The sequence below is a fragment of the Chamaesiphon polymorphus CCALA 037 genome, assembly GCF_003003845.1.
In the GTDB taxonomy this organism is placed as follows: Bacteria; Cyanobacteriota; Cyanobacteriia; order Cyanobacteriales; family Chamaesiphonaceae; genus Chamaesiphon; species Chamaesiphon polymorphus.
Window position 1 is genome coordinate 1 of record NZ_PVWO01000187.1, and the last position, 10193, is coordinate 10193.

Below are 10193 nucleotides of genomic sequence, written 5' to 3' on the forward strand. Positions count from 1 at the left end.
CTTCACCGATCGTATTTATTTGCTTACTTTGTTTGCTCAATTTGCTATCGATCGAGCATACTAAGTAATGAAGAGCCGTAAATAGAGATGTAGTTATCCTGGCTACTTAATGCACCAACCTACTCGATCGATCGATCGCTAACACCGCGCACGATCCGCGATAGCTCGGATTTTTCATCGACGCTAATCCGACTGGGCGAACCACTAATAATCCCCTCATAATTGCGGAACGAATCTTTAATTTCCGCCCCATCTTTACTGATCGTATATTCGTGAATGCCCTTATCGTGCCACGAGCCGCGCATTTTAAAGACATTAAGCGCGCGCGCCATTTCACCCCGAATCTCGACATATTGCAACATCAAAATCGTATCGGTAATCGTCGAAATATGCGAATCCGTAATCGAATTAGCTCCCATAAACTGGTCGGAAGTATTCGTAAAAAATCCCGTAATTTCTTCTTGCTTTGCATAACCCGTCACGCCAATCACGAACTGTCTGAACGAGTTATTACTCACCCCGCGTGCCAAAGCAGAGAGCGAATCGATCGCGATCCGATCGGGTTGAAAATCGGCAATCTCTGACTTGATTGTTTGTAAATGATCCTCCAATCCGGCAGACTCAGGATAAGTACACAGAATTTTCAGCAATCCTTTTTGCTCCAACTCTTCAAAATCGATCCCCCAAGAAGAAGCATTCCGCGATAATTGCGCTCGCGACTCCTCATAGGCAAACAAAATCGCCCGTTCCCCAGCCAAACAAGCTTCTTGAATGAATTTGCTCACCAGTAGCGTTTTGCCCGTCCCAGTGGCTCCTGTGGCCAAGATAATCGAATCTTTGAAATATCCACCACCACACATCGCATCCAAAGCTTTGACGCCAGATGATACCCGGACATTCGATGACTTCTGGGTGAGCCGCATCGCACCCAACGGGAAGATATTAATTCCGTTGTTGGTAATCGTAAAGGGATACTCCCCCTTCATGTGCGTAGTACCCCTAAGTTTGAGAATTTCGATCGTCCGCCGCCGCCGCTCGCCTTCGAGCACATTTCGCACGATCGCGACATTATCCGAGACGAATTCTTCAACTCCAAATCGCGCCACTGGGCCGTATTCTTCGACGCGCTCGGTGGTCATAATTGTAGTTGCACCCATCTGTTTGAGTCGTGCTACGAGCCTGAAAATTTCTCGCCTCACTACCGATGCCGCATCGTATTGTTGAAAGATGGCCGTGACAGAATCGATCGATACTCGCTTGGCTTTATATTTGACAAACGCATACTGAATCCGCTCGATCAAAGCAGATAGGTCAAAATTACCGACTACTTCTTGGCCTTCAGGATCTGGCGATGCATCGAGAATAAATAGCTTACCATCATCGATTAATTTTTGCAGATCCCAACCAAAACTATGGGCATTTTTGATGATATCGGCAGGTGACTCTTCAAAGGTTACAAAGACTCCAGGCTCATCAAAGTAGTAAATCCCGTTATAGATAAATTGGACGGCTAGCATGGTTTTTCCCGTTCCTGACGTGCCACTAAGGATCGTCGTTCTACCACTAGGTAGACCACCATGCGAGATGTCATCAAAACCTTCAATCATCGTGCGAATTTTCTGCACGCCCAATGGATTTAGCGGTAATTCTGATAATTGATTCGTACTGGTCATTACAGAGATTGGAAAAATTTCTAACTAAACAACTGATTCAACTCGATCTATTAATGAGCTGCGCTCGGATATTGGACTGAAACGATCTAAAAATCTCCGTCTCGCTCGGATAATTCTTCATAGAGCAGATCCAAGCCAATTAATACTTTTTCGCGATCGGATAAATCGCCAATAATTTTTCGCACTGGTGGCGGTAGAACTTTTGATAGTGTAGGCGTTGCCAGAATCTTATCCTCTTCTGCTAGTTGGGGATTTTTTAGTACATCAATTACTTTAAGCGCATATACGCCTTTAAACTCTTCTTCTAATATATTCTTTAGAGTTCGTAGTGCTCTAACCGAATTAGGCGTATTTCCCGCTACATAAAGCTTCAAAACATAAGTTTTCATTAGTGGAGTCATAAATTGAAACTATATTAAAGGATCGGTTGTAAAAATCAAATTGGAATATTTGAAGATTGCGATCGCCATCGTGGTGTTGTAGATTTGGCGGTGAATCGATGACGCTCTCCGATGGTAAACGATCCAAAATTGTTCGATGGTTGGCGATGAATAGCAGTGTCGATCGCAGTGCGGCTAAAGTTGAAGTCGCTCTCCACCAACCCAATCGGCTCGCTCGTCGGTATCTCTTCATTAGAGCATCGATAATTAGCAGCCATCACAATGATTGCATCGATCGGCAACTGTGGCTCAAAATATTATGGGAGATCGTAATGCGAACGAGTGTGACGATCGATATGTAGATGAATGCACCAGAATTGTTAGCAGTGCCTCTGCCCTTGGGAGTATCTTACCGACACTTATTTACTATTGCAATCCATCGTTACTACATCTCGCGCGGAATCGATCGACGATACATCTCGCACAGATGGGCAATAATGTCAATCAGTGTCAGGCGATAATCTAGCAAAATTTCCTCGCTACGTCCTTCCAATTTTAACTGGTCTGAGAATTCTTCCATCAATTCCATGTGAATCTTGACAATTTCTGACACGGCAAGATCTCTAAAGAATACCGCACTAACGAATTCATCGATCTGGAGATCGATTTGCGTACTGTCGGCAAAATATTCGAGGACGATGTGGCGATACTGTAACTTTAACGCGTCGAGCAGCTCTTGCTTTTGGCGGCGATCGAGGTGGCGGAAAAATTGGCTGGGATTACGTCTGTAATAAACGGCCAAATATCCCAAGCGTTCGGTGAGTTTCTGCGATAGGCGGCTTTGCTGTTGGCGCAGAAAGTTTGGCTCAGGGATATGCTGCTGAGTCTCGACTTTGGCAGGTTGCTCCCGGCTAGTGGCTGAGGTAATGGGAGTGAGATTCAAAAATTTGTCGATGGCTTTATCGATAGCCGTTCCAATGTCCGACATTTGGGTGACTGGCAACGTTACTTCAGATGGCTGATAAATGTAACTGCTAGCAGATGGATTGGCAACAGCCAGTGGCTCGTGGCTGGGTGCATTATCTGGACTCAATCGATGTACGATGGCTACAGGCAAAATCAGCCCCCTCGCGTATAAAGCCTCGATCGCTGGGAGCAATTGCTGCTCGGAATAAAAAACCAAACAATCTAGGTCGTACTTCGTCTGTTCTACATAGTCTAAAAATTCTGCTCGATCGGTAAAATACTTGACCGTGTAACGCTCGACACTTAAATTTTGACCCAACAGCGCAAATAAATCCGCAGAGTCAGCCAAAACTGCAATTGTGAGAGAACCAGACAAAATAATTTACACTCGCTAAAGATGCTAACAACTAGCTACATCATGTCGATCGAAGTACTAGCAATTAACCATAGAGTCTCTTCTAGTTAGCAAAGTTTGGATACTTCGATCGGTTCGCGATTTGACAGTAATACATTAGTACTAGTGTTTGCCAAAATCCCAACCCAGATAAACTTAATGTTTATTTCACAATCATAGCACTCAGTTTCCGCAAACAGTAGCATCATTTCTAAAAATTGTGACAATTGGCTATCGATCGAGACAAGATCGGGTAGGGGTGGATGAGTGGATGAGTGGATGAGTGGATGAGTGGATGAGTAATGAGTAATGAGTAATGAGTAATGGGTAGGGATTGTGGATTGTGGATTGAAAATGTCCTCCCAGTATCCCAGTCTCCCCCTCTCCCAACTCCCAACTCCCCGCAATTACAACTTCAAAGACTCAGTATTCACCTTCGATTCTCTGGCGAGGGCGACTTTGCCAGTCCGAGCGATCTCCTTGATCCCAAATTTCTGCAAAACTTGGACGATCGCGACAATCTTACCTGGATCGCCGACTACTTCCAATGTCAGCGCATCTTCGGCCACATCGACCACTCGCGCCCGAAAAATATGTGCTAGCTCGATAATTTCCGATCGATGCGTGCTAGTTGCATTGACTTTAAGGAGCATCAATTCGCGCTCTACGCAAGGCACGTCGGTAATATCTAAGACCTTAAAAATATTCACCAGCTTATAGAGTTGCTTCGTCAGTTGCTCGATCGCGCGATCGTCCCCATTGATTACCATTGTCACCCGCGATCGACCTTCTTGCTCCGCAGGCCCAACCGCCAGACTTTCGATATTAAAGCCCCTCCGGGCAAATAATCCCGCAATCCGAGTCAGCACTCCGGCTTCATCTTCAACCAACACAGATAGAGTATGTTTCATCGCGAATTTAGGTATTAGGTCTTAGGTATTAGGTCTTAGGTATTAGGTGTTAGGTATTAGGTGTTAAATCGGTAACTACATGTCTTACTGTCTAAAGCCCAACGCCTAGAGCGATTGAGCCTAATCCCTAAAGCCTAAAGCCCAATCCCTAAAGCCTAAAACCTAAAGCCTAAAGCCTAACACCTAAAGCCTAACGCCTAACTATCGCGTTATATTGTCCCACAATTCCCGATTGTCACAATCTTAAAAAAAATGTAGTTATCTGCGGATTTACCTGTAAATACCCCACATAATAGATAGGGTTTATGTTTTTATATGGAGTATTGCAATCGTGGGTTTCTTCAAAAAACTATTTGGAATGGAAAAGCCAGCAAATGCTGAAGTCAATCCAGCTCCTGCTGCTGACGCTACAGATCCAGAAACAGGTGGAGAAGTAGCTCCTGAGCGGATGGGAGTTAATGGTGAATACGACCAAAGCGGTTTAGCCAAAAGAGTCGCCGTCGCTTTTGATGAAGACGCATCCGTCACTGATGTCGATACGCTCTGGGTCGCTCAAACTGGTAGCAGTGTCGTACTCAAAGGTTCTGTCCCCAGCCAAGATATTCTCGATAAAATGGTCGAGCTGGCTAGTGGTGTTTCTGGAGCTAGCGATGTCAACATCGACCAAGTAACAGTGGGTTAAACCATTTTTACTCTACCCTATAGCCGCTCTCTGCAACTGGTGGTAGGCTGTCGGGCCGATCTAGGGTTTGCCAACTCAGATCTGAGCCTGACTCTACCGCCGCTGCTCTAGTCTCAGCAGCAGTCGTACTAGCGGAGCGAAATTGCTTCGTCGCCAACGAGTCGATCCAATTGCGAATCTGACAATTGACTACATCTGGAATCTCATCGTGGGCGCAATGTCCGGCAGCTTCGAGATTTATCAATTCGAGTAACGGATTCAACTTGAGTAAAATTGCCGCTGTTCCGGGTGGGATCATCCGATCGTCACTACCCCACAGCAATAACATGGGAATCTGCATCTGGGGCAACAACTTCCGAATATTAGGCGAAAACTTACTACTGGTCATCCCTTGCATAATTCGCACAAACGCCGCAGGAGCCTCGCGTTCGAGTGCTGGAGTCAAAAACAGGTCGAGTAATTCCTCCGTGACGCGCTCGGGATTGGCATAGGCAATTTTAGCCCATTTCCGCGCCACATTAGGCCGACTCACCACTCGAAATAAGGCATGGAGGAGCGGCGGATTGAGAATAACTTTTTTGACGCCATTAACCAAGGGTTGAAGCGATCGCGGAATCATTTCCTGCTCTGCCGATAGATCGGGCAAACTCACCATTACCAGCGTCGCCGCCATTTCTGGATGTTTGGCCGCAGCTACCAAAGCCACTAACGAACCGATCGAATTACCGACCAAAATCAGCGGGCGACCGATAAAAGTCTGCCAAAAATCATACACCTGATCTACCCATAAGTCGATATCGTACTCGATATTCGGCTTGCGCGAGCCACCCCAGCCGATCAGATCCAATCCATACACGGTATGCTCGGCGGCCAAAAATTCGAGGTTGTGCTGCCAATGACCGATCGACGCACCAAAGCCATGTATCAATAAAACTGGTGGCGCACTACTCGCTGCCGTACTACATCGCTGGTAAGTGTACCGAGTTTGCCAGCCCCGCCACACCCAATCGCGCTGATTTCCGACCTTTTGATGCCAAGTCCGCAACATACTATCTCCTCTGATGCCTGTCGATCGCCAATCTGGTAAAAAAGACAAAAATTAAGCTTAAAAAATATTAAACTTACGCTCCCAATATAAATAATTTGGGTAAAATAGTTGTATAAGCTAAATATTGCTAGATATTTTAGTTTAGACCGATTTTACAGCAAGCTGTAATTGAGGATAACCATACCACTTACCACCAGAACCTCCCATAGCTATTAAATCACCCATAATCGAAAAAAGACGCACCCGCGATCTTCCTCAAATCAACGAACGGATTCGCTTTCCGCAAATTCGCGTTATCGGTACCGACGGCGAACAACTAGGCATTCTCACGCCCAGAGAGGCGCAAGAGATGGCGGATGAAAACGGACTAGATTTAGTTCTCGTCAGCGACAAGGCCGACCCTCCCGTGTGCCGGATTATGGACTACGGGAAGTATAAGTTTGAACTAGAAAAGAAAGCAAGAGAAGCGAAGAAGAAGCAGCATACCGCAGAAGTCAAAGAAGTCAAAATGCGGTACACGATCGAGGAACATGACTACCAAGTGCGAGTTAGTCAAGCCGATCGATTTCTCAAGTCTGGCGATAAAGTCAAGGCGACGATTACATTTCGCGGACGCGAGATCCAGCATAGCGATCTAGCCGAAAAAGTGCTCAAGCGAATGGCCGACGACCTCAAGGAAGTAGCTGAAGTTCAGCAATTCCCTAAAAAAGAAGGTCGCAACATGATGATGTTACTTTCGCCTAAGAAAGCTTAACCGCCGCGATCCCAGCTTGCCGATCGATACAAATTGATACATCTGAAACACGAAAGCAAGTGGCGGACAAAGTTAACAAAACATAACATTTACCAATAGCTATTCTTGGCGGTGAGACTTACTGGTCTGGCCGCCTTTTTCATGCGCCACAATCGTTGTGGTTGTATAGATCCCCCTCGATGGTACACATATAAAAGACTCTTATCACGATCGTTAAAAGATCGAAACCAAAACTTATACACTTGCTGATATAGTTAGTTTTAACAAGAAACGTCAACTGGTTCCTGAAGGTTAGGAAATTTATGGCTTACGCGCAAACTCAAACTCAGGCTAAGGCTGGGTATAAGGCTGGTGTACAAGACTACCGTTTAACTTATTACACGCCTGACTATACACCCAAAGATACAGACTTACTCGCAGCTTTTCGGATGACTCCCCAACCCGGAGTTCCCGCAGAAGAAGCTGGTGCTGCTGTAGCCGCTGAGTCTTCCACAGGTACCTGGACAACTGTTTGGACTGACTTGTTGACCGATCTCGATCGGTACAAAGGTCGTTGTTATCACATCGAACCAGTTCAAGGTGAAGACAACCAATATTTTTGCTTTATTGCCTATCCTTTAGACTTATTTGAAGAAGGTTCCGTTACCAACATGCTTACCTCATTAGTAGGTAACGTATTTGGTTTCAAAGCCTTACGTGCATTACGTTTAGAAGACTTACGCGTTCCTGTTGCTTATCTTAAGACCTTCCAAGGTCCTCCTCACGGGATCACTGTAGAGCGCGATAAATTAAATAAATATGGTCGTCCGTTGTTAGGTTGTACGATCAAACCTAAACTCGGTCTATCTGCTAAAAACTACGGTCGTGCGGTTTATGAAGTACTCCGTGGTGGTTTGGACTTAACCAAAGACGACGAAAACATCAACTCTCAACCCTTCATGCGTTGGCGCGATCGGTTCTTGTTCGTTCAAGAAGCAATCGAAAAAGCTCAAGCAGAAACAGGCGAAATCAAAGGTCACTACCTCAACGTGACTGCGCCTACCTGTGAGCAAATGATGGAACGCGCTCAATTCGCTAAAGAAATTGGCACGCCCATCATCATGCATGACTTCTTAACTGGTGGTTTTACTGCTAACACTACCTTGGCGAAATGGTGTCAAGCTAACGGGATCTTACTGCACATTCACCGCGCAATGCACGCAGTAATCGATCGTCAAAAAAATCATGGTATTCACTTCCGCGTTTTGGCTAAATGCTTGCGGATGTCCGGTGGGGATCACCTTCACTCCGGTACCGTTGTCGGTAAACTCGAAGGCGAAAAAGGTATCACCATGGGTTTTGTAGACCTAATGCGTGAAAACTACATCGAAGAAGATCGCTCTCGCGGTATTTTCTTCACTCAAGATTGGGCTTCTATGCCTGGTGTTATGCCTGTTGCTTCTGGTGGTATCCACGTTTGGCACATGCCCGCACTAGTTGAAATCTTCGGCGACGATTCTTGTCTCCAGTTCGGTGGTGGTACTGCTGGACACCCATGGGGTAACGCTCCTGGTGCAATGGCCAACCGCGTCGCACTCGAAGCTTGTATCCAAGCACGTAACGAAGGTCGTAACCTCATGCGTGAAGGTGGCGATGTCCTCCGTGAAGCTGGTAAATGGTCTCCAGAACTAGCTGTTGCTCTCGAACTCTGGAAAGAAATCAAGTTTGAATTTGAAGCAATGGATACTCTGTAAAATTAGTGGATAGTGGATAGTGGATAGTGGATAGTAGTAATAAATACTTAATAGCAAATCCCTATTCACACTTCATTAATTTCGGTAATGGATCGCAAACAAGTTGCCAAAGCTACGACAAAAGTAATCTCTAGCTACTTGACTTATCAAGCAATGCAGAGTGTTCTGAGCGAATTGACTGAAATGAATCCCCCACTAGCACTGTGGTTGCGCGGTTTCTCTGGTCAACAAATTCTCCAAGATGGCGAAGTCTATTTGCAAGCACTCCTAGCGCAAAACCAGGAGTTAGCCTTCCGAATTATGACGGTAAGGGAGCATCTAGTCGAAGACATCATGGAAGATTTACCAGAGATGGTGCTTCATGACATCAAACTCAAAAACTCTCAGCATCGCAAGCAGCAGCTAGAGAGGCTCTCACAGCTATCCATTACCGAACCTACCAGCCAGATCGAATCAGCGTCTGAATAACGCACAGTTATCGAGGCGTACCTTTACCTCAACTATATTTAACCGTAGAGCACCAATCGAATGCAGACTTTATCTTACTCCCGTTATTTCGAGACTTTTTCGTACTTGCCACCATTGAGTGATGCTCAAATCACCAAGCAGCTTCAGTACATGCTCGACCAAGGTTATATTCCTGGTGTTGAGTTCAGCAAAGACTCCGAGCCTACCCAGCACTACTGGACACTCTGGAAGTTGCCTTTATTCAACGCTACTACTACTAACGAAATCTTGGCTGAAGTACGTGCTTGCCGCAGTGAATACGGTCATTGCTACGTTCGCGTTGTTGGTTTCGACAACATCAAACAGTGTCAAGTATTGAGCTTTATCGTTCACAAACCATAGTAGAGCGAGTCAGCTATCTGTAGTTCTAACTTTTTGGAACTAATATTTGTAGAGAGAGCAGAGAATTAATTTTCTGCTCTCTTTTTTTGGAGCTTGTGATAAATTTTACTAATATATTTCAACAACATACTTACGAATAGAGCAGCTTCGAGTGGGTACTATTAAGCTATAATGACGATACTTTTTGTCGCATAAGTACTCTTGTAATCTTTAAATAAACACCACATGAAAAGATTTTCGATCGTTTGTGGATTAATTATTGCTTCTACTCTAGTCCCCGTTCGCGCGATCGCGGCTACATTCAGTCAATTAGTTGTCTATGGCGATAGTCTTTCCGATTTAGGACGAGCAGCCGACGCAACAAGTGCTCTTCCTCCTGCACTCAAATTTCCAGCTTATCCAAATGGAGGTGGCAGATTTTCTAATGGGCCGATCTGGGTCGAATACCTGGCAGACAAATTAGGTATCGATCGCAATCCTGTAACTAATCCTAATTTTGCTGCTAAGAATTTTGCGATCGGTGGTGCTACAACTAGTACGGTCAATATCGGGCAGCCTTTGTCGTCTAGCTTCATTGGCATCCAAACACAAGTAGATAATAATCCAATTAGCGATCCTGCGGCACTTTATGTGATTTGGGGGGGAGCCAATGATTATTTATTGGGTGGGGTTACCGATCCAACTACACCTGTAGCCAATTTGGCTGGTGAAATTACTACTTTAATCGGGCTAGGTGCTACAAATATTTTAGTGCCAAATTTACCAAATTTAGGTGCTCTACCCAGTACGCGAAACCTTGGCAG

The 10193-nt window shown here is 45.3% G+C and carries 12 protein-coding genes; 7 read left to right on the forward strand and 5 right to left on the reverse strand.

All coding sequences use genetic code 11. The features are described from left to right. Positions 1–119: 119 nt before the first annotated feature. A complete protein-coding gene (kaiC, locus tag C7B77_RS15020) occupies positions 120–1673 on the reverse strand; it encodes a circadian clock protein KaiC (RefSeq protein WP_106306256.1) in 1554 nt (517 codons plus the stop codon). Between the two features lie 86 nt (positions 1674–1759). Beyond that, positions 1760–2074 (reverse strand): circadian clock protein KaiB, encoded by a 315-nt coding sequence (gene kaiB / locus C7B77_RS15025; protein ID WP_015158124.1) that lies wholly within the window; start codon positions 2072–2074, stop codon positions 1760–1762. Between the two features lie 146 nt (positions 2075–2220). Between kaiB and C7B77_RS15030 the strand changes: the two genes are divergently transcribed. Then, entirely contained in the window at positions 2221–2415 is a 195-nt protein-coding gene (locus C7B77_RS15030; RefSeq protein ID WP_146138338.1) for a hypothetical protein, read from the forward strand. An 83-nt stretch (positions 2416–2498) separates the two neighbouring features. On the opposite strand, the gene C7B77_RS31130 is transcribed toward C7B77_RS15030, so the two are convergent. After that, entirely contained in the window at positions 2499–3395 is an 897-nt protein-coding gene (locus tag C7B77_RS31130) for a circadian clock protein KaiA (RefSeq protein ID WP_245894210.1), read from the reverse strand. A gap of 425 nt (positions 3396–3820) precedes the next feature. After that, positions 3821–4324: an acetolactate synthase small subunit gene (ilvN, locus tag C7B77_RS15040; RefSeq protein WP_015158120.1), complete on the reverse strand. Its 504-nt coding sequence runs from the start codon at positions 4322–4324 to the stop codon at positions 3821–3823. A gap of 331 nt (positions 4325–4655) precedes the next feature. Between ilvN and C7B77_RS15045 the strand changes: the two genes are divergently transcribed. After that, positions 4656–5006, forward strand: coding sequence for a phospholipid-binding protein (locus C7B77_RS15045; protein ID WP_106306262.1), 351 nt, complete (start codon positions 4656–4658; stop codon positions 5004–5006). A gap of 7 nt (positions 5007–5013) precedes the next feature. Here the strand turns inward: C7B77_RS15045 and C7B77_RS15050 are convergent, their stop codons facing one another. Then, the gene (locus C7B77_RS15050) at positions 5014–6102 is read right to left on the reverse strand and encodes an alpha/beta fold hydrolase (protein WP_245894211.1); all 1089 of its coding nucleotides are present in this window, start codon (positions 6100–6102) and stop codon (positions 5014–5016) included. A 163-nt stretch (positions 6103–6265) separates the two neighbouring features. On the opposite strand from C7B77_RS15050, the gene infC reads away from it, so the two are divergent. The 5 genes from infC to C7B77_RS15075 all read left to right on the forward strand — a co-directional run. Further along, positions 6266–6808: a translation initiation factor IF-3 gene (infC, locus tag C7B77_RS15055; RefSeq protein ID WP_181243873.1), complete on the forward strand. Its 543-nt coding sequence runs from the start codon at positions 6266–6268 to the stop codon at positions 6806–6808. A gap of 302 nt (positions 6809–7110) precedes the next feature. Continuing rightward, the gene (locus C7B77_RS15060) at positions 7111–8541 is read left to right on the forward strand and encodes a form I ribulose bisphosphate carboxylase large subunit (RefSeq protein ID WP_106306271.1); all 1431 of its coding nucleotides are present in this window, start codon (positions 7111–7113) and stop codon (positions 8539–8541) included. Positions 8542–8628: 87 nt separating this feature from the next. After that, positions 8629–9009, forward strand: a complete 381-nt coding sequence (gene rcbX / locus C7B77_RS15065) for a RuBisCO chaperone RbcX (protein ID WP_106306274.1) — start codon at positions 8629–8631, stop codon at positions 9007–9009. A gap of 60 nt (positions 9010–9069) precedes the next feature. Beyond that, positions 9070–9390, forward strand: coding sequence for a ribulose bisphosphate carboxylase small subunit (locus C7B77_RS15070; protein WP_106306277.1), 321 nt, complete (start codon positions 9070–9072; stop codon positions 9388–9390). A 225-nt stretch (positions 9391–9615) separates the two neighbouring features. Further along, a partial coding sequence (locus C7B77_RS15075; protein ID WP_245894212.1) for an SGNH/GDSL hydrolase family protein occupies positions 9616–10193 on the forward strand: 578 nt, incomplete at its 3' end.